We start from the raw sequence: 17,446 nt of genomic DNA, 5'->3' as shown, positions 1-17,446 counted from the left end.
CGCTAGACCAAACGTTCCTGCATCAGTGCGTTTCTGATGATCACCAGCATTGATTCGATGTTCTGGCTCCAGTCCGCCGCACCGCTCAGGCACAGGCTTTGCTGATGCAGACCGCGCACGCTGAACAGCTCCCCGGGTGCGACAACGATGCGTTGATCCAGCAAACGCTCGAACACCCGCGTCATGTCGACGCGATGCGCACTGTCCAGCCAGAGCGTCGCCCCGCCACCGGGGCGCTCGAAACGCACGTCGTCACCCAGATAGTGTTCGATCATCATCCCCAGCTGGGTCGTCCGCTCCTGAAGGCTGATGCGCAAGCTTTGCAGATGACGGTCCAACTGCCCGGAGCTGTACAAACGTGCGATGGCTTTCTGTCTGATCGGCGGCAGGCGAAACGAGCGCAGCAGCATCTGCTGATGCCAGAGAGGCCGCGAGTGGCGGCTCAACAGGTAACCAAACGGTGCTTCAAGACCGATCGTCTTGTCGAACGCCCCGAGTATCATCAGCCGCTCGGGGTCGATGAAGGTGTGCAGCGGCTCGACCTGCTCGTCAAAACACAGCCCGCCCTGGCTGTCGTTTTCCAGGACCCACAGCCCATGCCGGTTTAACACCTGAGCCAGCCGCTGACGCTGCTCCAGTGCCATGACGCGCCCTCGAACAGGGGTCATGCGCGACGACAGAATCGCCATTTTGATGTCGCCATGGCGCAACAATCCGCTCAGCTCATCGGTGTCGACGACGCCCTCGGGATTTGCGCACCACTCAATGACCCGGATGCCGAAGGACTGCAGCGTACGCAGCACGCTCCAGCCGCACGGGGATTCAACCAGCACTGCACTGTCACGAAGCTGAAGGGCTTTCAAAACGGTTTTCAACACACCGGTCTTGTCCGGGCCGATAAACACATTGTCCGGGTGCCAGCAACGTTCGGCGGACGAGGTGTAGGACGCCGCCAATGCCGTACGCAATTCGATGTCGCCAAACGGCTGAAAGCGCGGATCGGGCTGACAAGGGTAATGGCGCATGAGATCGCGCTCGAGGTTCAACAGCGCCCCGTCCAGTGACTGAAGCAGCGTCGGCTCATCGGCGCCGAAGACAAACATGTCCGAGCGCCGGACGCTCGCTTGATAGCGTTCGAGCACATCGTCACCTTCGCAATGGACGTCGTTGCACGGCTGAGGCAATGCGTAATAACCGGACTTGGGCACCGAACAGATACGGCCTTCCTTTTCCAGCAACGAGTAGGCGTTCTGCACCGTGGAAATCGACACGCGCAGCCGGCGTGCCAGCAAACGCAGCGACGGCAACTTGACCGCCGGTCCTTCGGGCAGCTCATTGGTCAGCCTCGACAGGTAGCGGTACACCATCTGGTAGGCAAAATCGGTCTTGTTGTTATTCATTGGAGACACCCCATCCGTGCGCAAGGCGCAGGGTCGATGACAAAAATGCACCGGGCAGCGGTTGAATCCAGGCCCCCGCGCCCGGGCGTGTGAAAGAATGCGGTCAGCGCCCCGAGATCAGCTCCGAGACCGCTTCGCCGGTGTGCAGATCGACCGTCATCACGTGGCCCTTGTCCGGGTCACTGGCCCGCACCCGCGCGATGATCGAGCTGTCGTCGCTGAAATCCACCCGGCGCTTTTCATACAGGTTTTGCAGCCCTTTGAGACTCAACCCGCTGACATCCACCAGCCACTGAATGACCTGATCGGGCGCCGAATGCCCCGACAGCGCCCTGTGCAGGTCCGCCAGTGCCACCAGCATGCCGGGGTGACAGACGCGCAGGAATGTTTCCAGTTGCGCCCCGGCGTCGACGAAAGGCGCGAACAACAGGCACACCAGTTGCGCCTCGCTCAGGCCAAATGCCTCCTGTGCGTAGCCCGACGCCAGCGCGCGGCGCTCCTCGATCTTGTCGGGATGATCGTACGCCGCCAGCGCCTGCTCGATCAGGCGCCTGGGCATGCGTTTGCGGCGCATCATCCCTGCCGCCAGTTCCAGGTACTCGGCAATGCCATCGGCGTACGCACGACCCTGGACAAATTGCGCCTTCAAGCCGCGCATGTGGGCCATCAGCAACGGGTTGGCGCAGTCCGACTCGCTGAAGCTGAAGGCCAGATCATCAAAACGAAAGCCCAGGAAGTCCGTGAGCAACCCCCAGCGTTCCTCTAGCCGGAACCCGATCAGGTCGGCCACGGTGAGAAACGCAGGCGCAACGGGCTTGTTGGGATACCCGAGCGGTCGCAGCATGAACCCGGCGGGTTGCGGTTCTTCGCCGTACAGTTCGCGGTAGTAGGCGCGCCCCACACTGTCGATGGTGTTCAACGCGGTCATGAAGCCCAGCTTGTGCCAGTTCTCCACCGCCTGCCCTTCATGCCGTGCCAGGCGCATGATCCAGGTCGCATACTGCTTCTGCTCCTTAAGCGAGTCTCCACTGAGTACGGCATCCACGCCGTCCCCCCAGCAGGCGGCACGTCCAAGGAACTCGGCCATCCCCAGATAACAGCTGTTGCAGAACGTCGTTCTCGCATCACCTGCGGTCAGGTGTCCACCCAGCAGCATGTCAGAGCGGTTCTGCTCCCGGCCGGCACTGGAAAACGGGAGGTCGGGCTCGAACGCCTGGACGTATTGGTGATCGACCACCAGCAATTCGACCCGTGGATCGTCGTGCAGAAACAGCGCGGAGTAGCAGCGATGAATATTGGCCATGACCGCCGAGGTCATACCGGCGTGGCGCATATTGGCGACACGCAGATTGAACGTCGCCGGCGCCCGGCCGGCGATGCTCAACTGCGCGGCACGCATCAAGGCCACCGTGTAGGCGCTGTCCTTGCCACCACTGAATGCTACCAATACTTTATACGTTCCAATGTTCTCGATACCGCCAGCGGCAACAATCAAACGTTGAATCAGTAATTGCAGCGCGGTGCGCTCGGCACGATTGAAATAACTCAACAAGCGTTGCAGCACTTGTTGATAGACATAGTTCATGGCCTGCTCGTGAATAGAACCCATACTTCAACACCTGAATAACCCGGTACAGCGAACACATCGATTCCGCTACGACAGGCGTCGCATTACCAGAATCGACACTTCGTGAATGTCGTTATATAAAAACATAACCCAGTGTATGGATCGTCAACAACTGACCTGCAACGAGGCCAACACCCGACCTTGTCCGCTGGGGCGACACGCTGCGCCCCTGACAGGCCAATAGGTGCGGACCGGCACTGGTGCCGGAGGAGAGAAAGCAACCGTGCGGGCGGGTATTCGAAATAATAAAACAACCGGCCATGACAATGCATGAGGCATGACTCGTTCCTTGAGCATGAGTGATCGCCTTATTATCGGTATCTAAAAAACAATTACAAGGTACAGATCAATGACGTATTGCCTGTCAGTCAATGGTTAAACCCTGCCGCACTTTAAACAGAAGTGTTTAACGGTTCGCCGCCGTCTCTTTAAAACGCCAGACAAAACAACAGACGGCTCACCGCTGAATGCGTTTATTGATAAAAGGCGAATAAACAAAAAAGCCTTCCTGATGAACCGGGAAGGCTTTGTCGGGTATTGCGTGGCCGATCAATGAGAGGACGGGCACCTGTGAATCGGCAACCTTATCATCCCTCTCGACGCCCGGCCTAAGGCGTCGAACGGTTAGCAGAGCGCGGTGAATTGCGCTCAGGCAGGCTCGACTTCCACCACCACACGACCACCCACCGGGCAGCCATCCATCATGCGATGCGCGTCAACGATCTGATCGAACGAAAACACTTTGGTGATCTGAGGCACCAGAACCCGATCAGCGGTCAACTGGTTGATATCACGCAGTGCACGTTTAACGGCCTCTTCGTCCTGCTTGATGCCCAGTTCAGGCTTACCGGTGAAGTTGCCCACGCAGTGAACGAAGAACTGAATGTTTTTCTGGAACGCCGCGCACGCCGGGAACGGAGTCTGGTTCCCGCCTTGCAGACCATAAAGGATCAGACTGCCACGGGGTGCCAATACATCGCCCAACATGGACATCTGCGGGCCACCCAGGCCGTCGAGGACAATGTCCACGCCACGGTTGTCGGTGTATTTGTTGATCGCCATGAGCAGATCCTGCTCTTCGGTGACCACCACCTTGTCCGCGCCCATTTTCAGCAGGTATTCACGGCACGACTCGGTTTTGGTCGCGGCAATCACCTTGATACCCAGCGCCTTGCCCAGTTGCAGGAACGCAGGACCTGCGCAATGGCTGGCGTCAGTTACCAACGCGGTCTGGCCGGGCTTGGCACGGGCCAGTTCCACGAATGCGAAGTACGCCACCAGCATCGGCGTGTAGTGAACAGCCGCTTCATTGGGCGTCAGCACATCCGGATAACGGGTGACGGAGGTGTGCGGCAGCGTGATCAGCTCGCCATACACCGGGTGAACGTTAGGGTCAGCGGATGGAAAGCTGGCAACCTTGTCGCCCACTTTCAGATCGGCCACGCCATCGCCGACGGCAGTCACCACGCCGGCCATTTCAGAACCCAGACCGGCAGGCAGCCGAGCTTGGGAAGAAGCCAGATTTTGTCGCCACAGCACGTCGTACCAGGTCACACCGATCGCCTGGACGCGTATCTGCACCTCTCCGGGTGCTGGCAACGCGGCTTGCTGCTCTTCTACTTTGAGCACCTCGGCCGGGCCAAACTGATGAAAACGGATCGTGCGGGACATTTCGAACCTCGCCTTATGAACCTTGATGCCATGAACTCTATCCGGGCTCTGCCGGTAACACTATCAGTGGCTATTAATAGTCGACATGCCTGTCATCGATTCTGTTGCTGATAGGCGGTCATTAGATAACCATCGAATGCTCACGTATTCAAGCGCGCTCATTGTTCTTTTCTCATCCTGACATTGCAACCCGAGAGGCAATTTCCGGATGAACGTGACGCTGACTGGCGCGAAAACTGCCGCGCCCGCGGACGTTTTCTCCACCCGCCACGTCTATGGATGGGGCAGGTCCCCGGCGAAAAGGTTCAGCACAAATTATCGACGGGCGTGATGGGTAACACGTTTGTATGCTTGCGGATGAATTTAACAGTGCGGAGAATCAATTTTTCCCCGTAATATTCGTGCCTGAGCTGAACACAGGCCTGCCTCCCGGGCGGCCAACGTATCGACCAATGTCCCTGAGACCCCCGTCATGAATCGCAACGACCTGCGTCGCGTCGACCTCAACCTGCTCATCGTGTTCGAAACCCTTATGCATGAACGCAGCGTCACGCGTGCGGCCGAGAAGCTGTTCCTTGGCCAGCCGGCGATCAGTGCTGCCCTCTCCCGCTTGCGCGGCTTGTTCGATGACCCCTTGTTCGTGCGCACAGGCCGCAGCATGGAGCCGACCGCGCGCGCCGTTGAGATCTTCGGCCTGCTCTCTCCTGCGCTGGACTCCATTTCCACCGCCGTGAGCCGCGCAGCCGATTTCGATCCGGCCACCAGCACCGCCGTGTTCCGCATCGGCCTGTCCGACGACGTCGAATTCGCCCTGCTGCCTTCGCTGCTCAAGCGTCTGCGTTCGGAAGCGCCCGGCATCGTGCTGGTGGTGCGTCGCACCAATTACATCCTGATGCCCTCGCTGCTGTCGTCCGGGGAAATTTCCATCGGCGTCAGCTACACCGATGACCTGCCGGCCAACGCCAAGCGCAAGGTCCTGCGCCGCAGCCGCCCCAAACTGCTGCGCGCCGACTCCATGCCTGGCGCCATCAGCCTCGATGATTTCTGCGCGCGCCCTCATGCGCTGGTTTCATTTGCCGGCGACCTGGGCGGTTTCATCGACGAATACCTGGAGAAGATCGGACGCAAGCGTCACGTGGTACTGGCCGTGCCACAGTTCAATGGCCTGGCGACCCTGATCGCTGGCACCGACATCGTCGCCACCGTGCCGGATTACGCCGCCGATGTGCTGACCGCCGCAGGCGGTGTCCGGTCCGAGGAACTGCCGCTGGAATCGCGCACGTTCGAACTGCACATGGCCTGGCGCGGCTCTCAGGACAATGACCCTGGTGAGCGGTGGTTGCGCTCGCGCATCCAGATGTTCTTCGGAGATCCGGACAGCCTCGGCTAAGACCCGTCCCAGAGCCTTCACGTCGGGAAATATCATTCCCACTGATAGTTACCTTCGTCGTATTCGATTCGTGCAATAAAACCCTCGGGAACAGAATCCGCCCATCTCAAATAACATCGGCGGATTTTCCCATGATTCAGTCACTTACTCCTTTGCGCTATCCCCTTGCCGCGTTGGCTCTGGTGGTACTCAGTGCTTGCGGAAAAGGCCCGGAATCGGCAGCCCAGGCTCCAGCTGCGGCCAAAGTCAACGTCGCCAAGGTGCTTGAGCAGCCGGTCAACGAATGGGACGAAGTCACTGCGCGCCTCGAAGCCCCGGAAACCGTGCAGGTTCGCCCTCGAGTCTCCGGTCAGATCGACTCGGTGGCTTTCACCGACGGCGAACTGGTGAAGAAAGGCGACCTGTTGTTCCAGATCGACCCGCGCCCGTTCGAAGCCGAAGTGCATCGTCTGGAAGCGCAGTTGCAACAGGCCAAAGCCGCCTCGGTGCGCAGCAACAACGAAGCCCAGCGTGGCGAACGTCTGCGCACCAACAATGCCATCTCGGCCGAGCTGGCTGATTCACGGACCACCACCGCGCAAGAATCCAAGGCTGCAGTCGCAGCGATTCAGGCTCAGCTTGATCTCGCTCGCCTGAACCTGAGCTTTACCCGCGTGACCGCGCCGATCACCGGCCGCGTCAGCCGTGCGGAAATCACCGCCGGCAACATCGTTACCGCCGATCAGAGCATCCTCACCAGCGTTGTTTCCACCGACAAGGTCTACGCCTACTTCGACGCTGACGAGCGCGTGTTCCTCAAGTACAACCAGCTGGCGCGCGATGGCAAACGTGGTGCAACCACGCCGGTGTACATGGGTCTGTCCAACGAAGTCGAGAACCCGCACCTGGGCCAGATGAACTTCGTCGACAACCAGGTCAATCCGCGTACCGGCACCATCCGTGGGCGCGCCGTGTTTGACAACAGCAAGGGCGAATACACCCCTGGCCTTTACGCCCGTCTGAAGCTGGTCGGCAGCGGCACCTACTCGGCCATGTTGATCAAAGACGAAGCAGTCGGCACCGACTTGGGCAAGAAGTTCGTGCTGGTGGTCGACAAGGACAACAAAGCGACCTATCGCAACGTTGACCTGGGGCCGAAGCTTGAAGGCCTGCGCATCGTACGCAGCGGTCTGAGCAAGGACGACCGCATCGTCGTCAGCGGCCTGCAGCGCGTGCGCCCTGGTTCGCCGATCGACCCGCAAGACACCCCGATGGCCAGTGCCGAAACGCTCGCCGCACTGCAACAACAACGCCAAGCACTTGATGCCAGCAATCAACCCAAAGCCCAGTCAAAACTGGACTCCAAGGTTGCCGCTGCCGCTACGCCACGCGGTTAAGGGACTCACTCAATGAATTTCTCCAAATTCTTTATTACGCGGCCGATCTTCGCAGCGGTGCTGTCGCTGTTGATCCTGATCGCCGGCGCCATCTCGCTGTTCCAGCTCCCGATCAGCGAATACCCCGAAGTCGTGCCGCCGACCGTGGTCGTGCGCGCCAACTTCCCGGGCGCCAACCCGAAAGTCATCGGTGAGACCGTGGCTGCGCCGCTGGAACAGGCGATCACCGGTGTCGAGAACATGTTGTACATGTCCTCGCAGGCGACTGCCGACGGCAAGCTGACCCTGACCATCACCTTCGCGCTGGGCACCAACCTGGACACCGCGCAAGTGCAGGTGCAGAACCGTGTCACCCGGACCGAACCGAAACTGCCGGAAGAAGTGACCCGCATTGGTATCACCGTGGACAAGGCCTCTCCTGACCTGACCATGGTGGTCCACCTGACCTCGCCGGACAAACGCTACGACATGCTTTACCTGTCGAACTACGCGGTCCTGAACATCAAGGACGAGCTCGCTCGCCTGAACGGTGTCGGTGACGTGCAGCTGTTCGGTATGGGCGATTACTCGCTGCGTGTCTGGCTTGACCCGAACAAGACCGCTTCGCGCAACATCACCGCCACCGACGTGGTCAACGCGATCCGCGAGCAGAACCGTCAGGTCGCAGCCGGTCAGTTGGGCGCACCGCCCTCTCCGAGCGCCACCAGCTTCCAGATGTCGATCAACACTCAAGGCCGTCTGGTCTCTGAGGAAGAGTTCGAAAACATCATCGTTCGCGCTGGCGAAAACGGCGAAATCACCCGCGTGAAAGACATCGCACGGGTCGAACTGGGCTCCAGCCAGTACGCGCTGCGCTCCTTGCTGAACAATCAACCTGCGGTCGCAATCCCGATCTTCCAGCGTCCGGGTTCCAACGCCATCGACATTTCCAACGAAGTGCGCGGCGAGATGGAACTGCTCAAGAAGAACTTCCCGGAAGGCATGGACTACAGCATCGTTTATGACCCGACCATCTTCGTCCGTGGTTCGATCGAAGCGGTGGTTCACACGCTGTTCGAAGCACTGATTCTGGTGGTGCTGGTGGTGATCCTGTTCCTGCAGACCTGGCGTGCCTCGATCATCCCGCTGGCCGCTGTGCCGGTGTCGTTGATCGGTACATTTGCCGTCATGCACCTGTTCGGTTTCTCGCTCAACGCGTTGTCGCTGTTTGGTCTAGTACTGGCGATCGGTATCGTCGTGGACGACGCCATCGTGGTGGTGGAAAACGTCGAGCGGAATATCGAGCTCGGGCACGAGCCGATGGAGGCCACGCAGATCGCCATGCGCGAAGTGACCGGCCCGATCATCGCAACGGCGCTGGTGCTGTGTGCCGTGTTCGTACCGGCGGCGTTCATTTCCGGTCTGACGGGGCAGTTCTATAAACAGTTCGCACTGACCATTGCGATCTCGACGGTGATCTCGGCGTTCAACTCCCTGACCCTGTCGCCCGCGCTGGCTGCCGTGCTGCTTCGTTCCCACGATGCGCCAAAGGATGCTTTCTCGCGCTTCCTCGACAAGCTCTTGGGTGGCTGGCTGTTCCGTCCGTTCAACCGCTTCTTCGTCAAGGCCAGTAACGGCTATGTCAGCACCGTCGGGCGCGTGATCCGCATCAGCGGCGTGGCACTGGTGGTCTACGCAGGCCTCATCGTTCTGACCTGGCTGGGTTTTTCGAGCACGCCGACCGGCTTCGTGCCGCAGCAGGACAAACAGTACCTGGTGGCCTTCGCCCAATTGCCGGACGCCGCAAGCCTTGACCGCACCGAAGACGTGATCAAGCGCATGTCCGATATCGCCTTGAAGCAACCGGGCGTCGAAAGCGCCGTGGCCTTCCCTGGCCTGTCGATCAACGGGTTCACCAACAGCCCGAACTCCGGCATCGTGTTCGTGACGCTCAAGCCGTTCGAAGAGCGTAAGGCCGCCAGTGAATCGGCCGGCGCCATCGCCGGTGCGCTCAACGGTAAATACGCGTCGATCCAGGAAGCCTACATGGCGATCTTCCCGCCGCCGCCGGTACAGGGACTGGGCACGATCGGTGGTTTCCGTCTGCAGATCGAAGACCGTGGCAACCTGGGTTACGACGAGCTTTATAAAGAGACGATGAACGTCATCGCCAAGAGCCGCAGCGTGCCGGAACTGGCCGCCTTGTTCACCAGCTACACCGTGAACGTGCCGCAAGTGGACGCCGCCATCGACCGCGAAAAAGCCAAGACGCACGGCGTGGCCATCAGCGACATCTTCGACACCCTTCAGGTGTACCTGGGTTCGCTGTATGCCAACGACTTCAACCGTTTCGGTCGTACCTATCAGGTCAACGTTCAGGCAGAACAACAGTTCCGTCAGGACGCCGAGCAGATCGGTCAGCTGAAAGTGCGTAACAACCTGGGTGAAATGATCCCGTTGGCGACCCTGCTGCACGTCACCAACACGTCCGGCCCGGACCGCGTGATGCACTACAACGGTTTCATCACCGCCGAAATCAACGGCGCGGCCGGCCCTGGCTACAGCTCGGGTCAGGCAGAAGCGGCCATGAACAAGCTGCTCAAAGAGGAACTGCCTAACGGCATGACCTACGAGTGGACCGACCTGACCTACCAACAGATCCTGTCGGGCAACACCGCGCTGCTGGTCTTCCCGCTCTGCGTCCTGTTGGCGTTCCTGGTACTGGCGGCGCTGTACGAAAGCTGGAGCCTGCCACTGGCGGTGATCCTGATCGTGCCGATGACCCTGCTGTCGGCCATCGCCGGTGTGATCATCGCGGGCAGCGACAACAACATCTTCACCCAGATCGGCTTGATCGTACTGGTGGGCCTGGCGTGCAAGAACGCGATCCTCATCGTCGAGTTCGCCAAGGATGAACAGGAAAAGGGCAAGACCCCGCTGGAGGCCGTTCTGGAAGCGTGCCGCCTGCGTCTGCGTCCGATTCTGATGACGTCCTTCGCGTTCATCATGGGTGTGGTACCTCTGGTTCTGTCCAGCGGTGCCGGTGCCGAGATGCGTCATGCCATGGGCGTGGCGGTGTTCTCCGGGATGCTCGGCGTGACCTTCTTCGGTCTGCTGCTGACCCCTGTGTTCTATGTGCTGATTCGTAACTACGTTGGACGCAAAGAGGCACGCAAGGCGGCCAAGGCGCAACGCGTTCAGACCATCTCTCCGGAGGCTCATTGATGAAGGCTGCAAAACTCTTCCTGCCGAGCCTGTTGGTCCTGGCGCTGGCGGCCTGCGCCGTCGGCCCTGACTACAAGAAGCCGGACACCGCGGCGGCCAACGTTCAGGCCGCTGCACAGGGCGCCTACGACCGCAGCCGCACCGAAACCATCTGGTGGCAGCAGTTCGACGACCCGACCCTGAACAAGCTGGTAGCGCAATCCCTGCAAGGCAACCGTGAACTGCGCGTGGCATTTGCCCGCCTGAAAGCGGCTCGCGCCATCCGCGATGACATCAGCAACGATGCTATGCCGGTGGTCACCAGCCGCGCCAGCAGCCAGATCGGCCGCGCTCAGGTGCCGGGTGAAACCGAGCACCGGGTCAACCAGGAACGCTACGACCTGGGCCTGGACATGGCGTGGGAAATCGACCTGTTCGGTCGCATCCAGCGCGAACTGGAAGCCAGTGAGGCGGATCAGCAAGTGGCCGAGGCCAATCTTTATCAGCTGCAAGTGACGATGATCGCCGAGCTGGTGGATGCCTATGGCCAGCTGCGTGGCGCGCAGCTGCGCGAAAACATTGCACGGGACAACCTGAAGAACCAGCAGGATTCGCGCAACGTGACCGTGCAACTGCGTGATGAAGGCGTGGGCAACGAAATCGACGTGGTGCGGGCCGACGCACGGCTGGCCGCTGTCGAGGCGACCATTCCGCAGCTGCAGGCCGAACAGGTCCGTGAGCGCAACCGTATCGCCACCTTGCTCGGTGAGCGTCCGGACGCCATGACCGTCAGCCTGGCGCCCGCCAAGCTGCCGGCAATCTCCAAGGCCTTGCCGATTGGCGATCCAACCAAATTGCTGGAAAACCGTCCCGACGTGCGCAGCGCCGAGCGGCAACTGGCGGCGCAAACCGCGCGCATCGGCGTGCAGACCGCCGACCTGTTTCCACGGGTGAGCCTGAGCGGCTTTCTGGGCTTCACCGCCAGCCGTGGTTCGCAGATCGGTTCCGGTGCCGCGCAGGCCTGGGGCCTTGGCCCGAGCATCACGTGGGCGGCGTTTGACCTGGGCAGCGTGAAAGCGCGCATCCGTGGCGCCAACGCCGATGCCGAAGGGGCACTGGCCAATTACGAGCAGCAAGTGTTGCTGGCACTGGAAGAAACCGAGAACGCCTTCAGCGATTACGACAAGCGTCAGCAACGTCTGGTGTCGCTGGTGCGTCAGAGCGAGGCAAGCCGTTCGGCGGCGAATCTGGCAAGCATTCAGTACAAGGAAGGGACTGCTGACTTCTTGGTACTGCTGGATGCCGAACGTGAACGTCTGGCGGCTGAAGACAGTCAGGCGCAGGCCGAGATTGAGTTGTATCGTGGCATCGTCGCGATCTACAAAGCGCTCGGTGGCGGCTGGCAGCCTAACGCCTGAAACCTGGCAACTGAAACCGTTGAGGGGCGGTCCGCCGACCGGCCCTTAAGGCCCCGGGCTCACAAGGTTCGGGGCTTTTTCGTTTTAAGGGGCGTTATTGCCGTTTGACACTCGACCCTCTCTCCCCGAAGCTGCTGATCACGCAGAAACGGAAATCGGTATGCCTAACCCGTCTTCGCCGCACTCCCCGGCCTCTTTAAAAGCTCGCCGCCGCTGGCAGACCGCAATCGCACTGGGCGCAGTGGCGTTGCTCATTGCTGTCGGCCTGCTGGTCCATGGGTGGCGCTCACCGCCACCCCCGCCGGTGGTCAATCACAGCTATGCCGAAGCACTGGAACAGGCCCACAACGGTAAACCTGGCGCAGCGCGAGTCCTTTATCAGCAATTGAGCAGAACCGACCTGTCGGACATTCGGCGCGCGGGACTGCTCACTGAGCTGGCCAATTATCCCAGCGCCCAGGCGCTGAAAATCCTCGACGGCGACCTCAAGCGCCCTGCTCCGCTTGTCCAGCAAGCCGCCATCGATACCGTTGCCGCCATTGTTCCAGACGCTCAACGCAGCGTGCTGATCGGCCCTTTACTGGACGATCCCGATCAGGGTGTCCGCTTCTGCGCAGTCCGCGCACTGCTCGGCCTGACGCCTGATGATCTGGGGTTGTATTACGCAAGCGTCCAGGACGCCGCCGAGCAATATCAGAACACGCTGGCCTCACAACCGCCCAGCGGTCAAAGCCAGCTGGAACTGGCGAAGCTGTTCGTGAACACGGGCGCGATTCAAAAAGCCTTCGACGCGCTGGACCTTGCGCTGAAACTGGAACCCAACAACATTCAGGCAGCGCTCGCCCAGGTTCAGCTGCTTGACCAGCGCGGCCAGACCGACCGTTCGCGTCAGCAACTGGCTCAGCTTCTCGAGAAGCACCCACAGTCTGCTTTACTCCAATATGCCCTCGGCAAATGGCTGTTGCGGCATCAGCAAAACGAGTACGCGTTACTGGCCATGGCGAAGGCGGTAGAGCTGGAACCCGAAAACGCCGTTTATCGTTACGATCTCGCGGTGGCGCTTCATGATCTCCATCAACTGGAGCCGGCGCAGCGGCAGCTGGAAGACATCCTGCAGCGGGAACCGGCCAACCGCCGTGCCAGAACGCTGCTGATCCGTTACTGGCAAGAAAACGGCCAGTTGCAGAAAGTCCAGGTGCTCCTGGCTGAGCTCGAGCAGCTCAACCCCGATGACCCGGCCTTGCAACAAGGGCTGTAGATCTCGCCACCTTTGGCAATGCGCGCCGCACCTATAGTTTCCGATATTGGCCTAGTTTGAGAAATTACTTACAAGGCTTTACACCCATGTTGTCAGTTTTTGTCAGACCGGCTTATGTTTGCCGTCATCTTTCATATAACAATTGCACCTCGCCTATTTTACAACTCGAAAAAAACGTGCATTATTTGCCCGTCGCGCATCACAACTACCCTCGCCACGGACGTGAAGCTGGCAGCGCAACGTTAGTTTCTTCAAATGATGATCCGTCAAGGCATAGGGGTAGTGACAAAATGAGCACAGGACCCTGACGTGCGTCCATGTAGCTTGCGTTGGGCTGACAACAGCCATTTATCGCCGGAGTACTATATTTGTCCAGACTTGCCGAGTTTCGCGCAGCAGAAAAAGCCCTTCAGGAACAGCTGGCTCAGCTGGAGAGCCTGAAGAATGACGCCGGATTGAAAAAGGAGATCGAGTTCGAGCAGAAGCTTCAAGCTCTGATGAACACCTACGACAAGAGCCTGCGCGACATTATCGCCATCCTCGACCCGAACCCGTCTGCCGCCACCGCTGCACCGGCTGGCCCGAAACGCCGCCGCGCCCGCGTGGTCAAGGTTTATCAGAACCCACACACGGGCGAGCTGATTGAAACCAAGGGTGGAAATCACCGCGGCCTGAAAGCCTGGAAAGAGCAGTACGGCGCCGAGACCGTCGATTCCTGGTTGCGCGGCTGATCGTCATTGTTGCAATAGCAAAGCCTTATAAAAAATGCCCCGTTCTTCGGGGCTTTTTTATAAGCGCAATTAAACAGACAAATTATTGACAGCCAGTGAATCGGCAAAACGCAAGAGTGGCTGTTACCGGAGATAGAGTTCAACTTCGTATAACCCCGCAGCGCTTAGCCCACTCGCCGTACAATGCTGATATTCAAACCCTCTGCGCTCAATACAAAGGAGTAATGAGTTCGTGTTATCAGCCAAGCTGATTTCAGGCGCCAAAATAACTCGCTGTGCTGAGCATTACCGACCAAAGAGTGCCCGCCCTTTCACTGTCCGCCGAAGGGCGTGATTCTTCACATTTTTTTCACACGCGCTTCTACAGGATGGACACAGCTAAAGGATTAGCACCCCATGCCCGCTTCGGCGGGCTTCTTTATGCCTTTGATTTGATGACGTTCAATTCCATCAGGGCGTTACATCCAGACGAAGGCTGTCCCGGATCCGCAAAACCTCCTCCTTGTTGGCGGCATAGCCCTGCGCCGACCCCGCGTATGACAACGACCAGGCCATCTCTTTATTGGCTGCCGCCACGAGCGTCTGGGTCATCACATGCGCCCCGTTCTGGGTGATCGTGCAGGTCGTCTCCATGGCCGGAATCTCGCTCAGTGTGCTGTCTTTCATCTTTGTGCAGACACTCTGAAAGCCACTGCGAACGAAGTTGACCTGCACCGCCTTGCGCATTTCCAGCAAAACGCCTTGCACGTTGACGTCATGACCGGGCTGCAATCGGGTCTGAGTCAGCTCCACCACCATCGCCGGATCGCCGTTTTGATCGTTTTTGACGGCTCGCTCACGGATTTGCACTGAGGGGTGGTCGGGCGTCGAAGGGGACTGGGGCAAGGCTTCCACATCCCAGTCACTCGGCCAGACGATCATGGCGTCCGCCGCCACGGCGAGGTTGAGCCCCAAGGGCAGGTACAGACCTGCCAGGATGAACGTGCGTAACGGAGAGAACATGACTGATACCTGAACGTCGAGCCGGAAAGTGTGAGCCAGACACGCCACGGTCACAAGGCCCGGCGTCGCCTCTGCACATTGGGTTTTGGCTCGAGCGCCGCGTCCCGTATCATGAGGCAACATTTACAGGACCACCCTGGAGTCACCGATGAGCCTGCACGAACTGAACACTTTCCCTGGCGTCACCGCCCAACCTGACGCGGCCACTGCGCAATTCGTGTTCAACCACACCATGTTGCGCGTCAAAGACATCACCGCCTCGCTGGATTTCTATACCCGCGTGCTGGGGTTCAGCCTGGTCGAAAAGCGTGACTTTCCTGAAGCTGAGTTCAGCCTCTACTTCCTGGCGCTGGTCGACAAGGGGCAGATCCCGGCCGACGACGCGGCCCGCAACGTCTGGATGAAAGGCATCCCTGGCATTCTGGAACTGACCCACAACCATGGCACCGAGAAGGATCCCGAATTCTCGTACCACAACGGCAATACCGATCCCCGCGGTTTCGGCCACATCTGCGTTTCCGTGCCGGACGTGCATGCCGCCTGCGAGCGCTTTGAAGCGCTGGGTGTCGACTTCCAGAAACGTCTGACCGACGGCCGGATGAAAAGCCTGGCTTTCATCAAGGACCCGGATGGCTACTGGGTCGAGATCATCCAGCCAACGCCGGTATGATGACCGCGTAACGCTCTCTGCAGGAGCGCTTGCGCGACTGCAAAAGCAATCGCGCATAAAAAAACCTCATGATCGCTCATGAGGTTTTTTCGTTTCTGCTGACTCAGCCAGGCATCAAGCCGGTGCGCTGGTGCGGATCAGGTGGTCGAATGCGCTGAGGGAAGCCTTGGCGCCTTCGCCGACCGCGATCACGATCTGCTTGTACGGCACAGTGGTCACGTCGCCAGCCGCGAAGATGCCTGGGATCGACGTCTCACCGCGTTGATCGACAACGATCTCACCCCGTGGCGACAGCTCGATGGTGCCCTTGAGCCACTCGGTGTTCGGGAGCAGGCCGATCTGCACGAAGATGCCTTCCAGCTCGATGTTGAGTTCGTCGCCGGTGGTGCGGTTCTTGTAGCGCAGGCCATTGACCTTCTGGCCATCGCCCGTCACTTCGGTGGTCAGCGCACTGGTCAGCACGGTCACGTTCGGAAGACTGTTCAGCTTGCGCTGCAGCACGGCGTCAGCGCGCAGCGAGCTGTCGAACTCGAGCAGAGTGACGTGCGACACGATACCGGCCAGGTCGATCGCCGCTTCGACGCCCGAGTTACCGCCACCGATGACGGCTACACGTTTGCCCTTGAACAGCGGACCGTCACAGTGCGGGCAGTAAGCCACGCCCTTGTTGCGGTATTGCTGTTCACCCGGCACGTTCATTTCGCGCCAGCGGGCACCGGTCGCCAGAATCACGGTCTTGCCCTTGAGCACGCCACCGCTGGCGAATTTGACCTGATGCAGTTGGCCGTCCTTGCCCGGAATCAGCTGGTCGCCGCGCTGCAGGTTCATGATGTCGACTTCGTATTCCTTGACGTGTTCTTCAAGGGCGACCGCCAGTTTCGGGCCTTCAGTGTGTTGCACCGAGATGAAGTTTTCGATCGCCATGGTGTCCAGCACCTGGCCACCGAAGCGTTCAGCCGCGACACCGGTGCGAATACCTTTACGCGCTGCGTAAATCGCCGCAGCGGAACCGGCTGGACCGCCGCCGACGACCAGCACATCGAACGCCTCTTTAGCGTTCAGCTTTTCGGCCTGACGGTCACCGGCACTGGTGTCGATCTTCGCCAGAATCTCTTCCAGGTTCATGCGGCCCTGACCGAACAGCTCGCCGTTCAGGTAGATGCTGGGTACCGACATGATCTGGCGGTCAGTGACTTCCTGCTGGAACAAGCTGCCTTCGATTGCGACGTGCTGCACGTTCGGGTTCAGCACGGCCAGCAGGTTCAGCGCCTGAACCACATCAGGGCAGTTCTGGCAGGTCAGCGAGAAGTAGGTTTCAAACTTGAACTCACCGGTCAGGGCACGTGCCTGCTCGAGAGTGTCCTCACTGGACTTGGACGGGTAACCGCCGACTTGCAGCAATGCCAGTACCAGCGAGGTGAATTCGTGGCCCATCGGAAGGCCGGCAAAACGCAGCTTGATGTCCTGGCCCGGGCTGTTAAGGGCGAAAGACGGTGTGCGTGCATCGTTGCCATCGGTGTTCAGGGTGATCTGACTGGAGCTGCTGACGATGTCATTGAGCAGTGCCAGCATTTCTTGCGATTTCGCGCCGTCATCAAGGGACGCGACGATCTCGATTGGGCGAGTGATCCGCTCCAGGTACGATTTCAACTGAGCTTTAAGATTGGCGTCCAACATGATTCGGCTTCCTTTTCTTCAAAATTCTAAATCTGGAAATAAA

11 protein-coding genes and 1 pseudogene are annotated in these 17,446 nt (G+C 59.6%); 7 read left to right on the top strand and 5 right to left on the bottom strand.

Features of this window, described 5'->3' with window-relative positions; genetic code table 11:
- Nucleotides 1–2 precede the first annotated feature (2 nt).
- From ABDX87_RS26860 to ABDX87_RS26850, 3 genes are all read right to left on the bottom strand, one after another.
- Entirely contained in the window at nt 3–1,400 is a 1,398-nt protein-coding gene (locus ABDX87_RS26860) for a PLP-dependent aminotransferase family protein (RefSeq protein ID WP_346830616.1), read from the bottom strand.
- Between the two features lie 103 nt (nt 1,401–1,503).
- Nucleotides 1,504–3,009, bottom strand: a complete 1,506-nt coding sequence (locus ABDX87_RS26855) for a hypothetical protein (RefSeq protein ID WP_346830615.1) — start codon at nt 3,007–3,009, stop codon at nt 1,504–1,506.
- Nucleotides 3,010–3,675: 666 nt separating this feature from the next.
- A complete protein-coding gene (locus ABDX87_RS26850) occupies nt 3,676–4,698 on the bottom strand; it encodes a zinc-dependent alcohol dehydrogenase family protein (protein WP_346830614.1) in 1,023 nt (340 codons plus the stop codon).
- Nucleotides 4,699–5,170: 472 nt separating this feature from the next.
- Here ABDX87_RS26850 and ABDX87_RS26845 point away from each other — a divergent pair, with 472 nt between their 5' ends.
- The 6 genes from ABDX87_RS26845 (at nt 5,171) to ABDX87_RS26820 (ending at nt 14,054) form a co-directional block, all read left to right on the top strand.
- The gene (locus tag ABDX87_RS26845; protein ID WP_346830613.1) at nt 5,171–6,088 is read left to right on the top strand and encodes a LysR family transcriptional regulator; all 918 of its coding nucleotides are present in this window, start codon (nt 5,171–5,173) and stop codon (nt 6,086–6,088) included.
- Nucleotides 6,089–6,219: 131 nt separating this feature from the next.
- A complete protein-coding gene (gene mexE, locus ABDX87_RS26840) occupies nt 6,220–7,464 on the top strand; it encodes a multidrug efflux RND transporter periplasmic adaptor subunit MexE (RefSeq protein ID WP_346830612.1) in 1,245 nt (414 codons plus the stop codon).
- A 12-nt stretch (nt 7,465–7,476) separates the two neighbouring features.
- Complete coding sequence (locus ABDX87_RS26835) at nt 7,477–10,668, top strand: efflux RND transporter permease subunit (RefSeq protein ID WP_346830611.1); 3,192 nt, start codon at nt 7,477–7,479, stop codon at nt 10,666–10,668.
- On the top strand, nt 10,668–12,065 hold the full coding sequence (locus ABDX87_RS26830) for an efflux transporter outer membrane subunit (protein WP_074750330.1): 1,398 nt from the start codon (nt 10,668–10,670) through the stop codon (nt 12,063–12,065). The genes ABDX87_RS26835 and ABDX87_RS26830 overlap by 1 nt, the downstream gene beginning before the upstream one ends.
- Before the next feature lie 160 nt (nt 12,066–12,225).
- A complete protein-coding gene (locus tag ABDX87_RS26825; RefSeq protein WP_346830610.1) occupies nt 12,226–13,323 on the top strand; it encodes a tetratricopeptide repeat protein in 1,098 nt (365 codons plus the stop codon).
- 368 nt (nt 13,324–13,691) lie between these two features.
- Entirely contained in the window at nt 13,692–14,054 is a 363-nt protein-coding gene (locus ABDX87_RS26820; RefSeq protein WP_346830609.1) for a histone-like nucleoid-structuring protein, MvaT/MvaU family, read from the top strand.
- A gap of 450 nt (nt 14,055–14,504) precedes the next feature.
- On the opposite strand, the pseudogene ABDX87_RS26815 reads toward ABDX87_RS26820, so the two are convergent.
- Nucleotides 14,505–15,135: pseudogene (locus ABDX87_RS26815) on the bottom strand (DUF4946 domain-containing protein).
- 69 nt (nt 15,136–15,204) lie between these two features.
- Here ABDX87_RS26815 and gloA point away from each other — a divergent pair.
- Nucleotides 15,205–15,726, top strand: coding sequence for a lactoylglutathione lyase (gene gloA, locus ABDX87_RS26810; protein ID WP_346830607.1), 522 nt, complete (start codon nt 15,205–15,207; stop codon nt 15,724–15,726).
- 114 nt (nt 15,727–15,840) lie between these two features.
- Here gloA and ahpF read toward each other — a convergent pair whose 3' ends face one another.
- Entirely contained in the window at nt 15,841–17,403 is a 1,563-nt protein-coding gene (gene ahpF / locus ABDX87_RS26805) for an alkyl hydroperoxide reductase subunit F (RefSeq protein WP_346830606.1), read from the bottom strand.
- Nucleotides 17,404–17,446 lie beyond the last annotated feature (43 nt).

This window comes from Pseudomonas abietaniphila, from assembly GCF_039697315.1.
Classification (GTDB): Bacteria; Pseudomonadota; Gammaproteobacteria; order Pseudomonadales; family Pseudomonadaceae; genus Aquipseudomonas; species Aquipseudomonas abietaniphila_B.
This window is presented reverse-complemented; position numbering and strand designations above follow the sequence as displayed.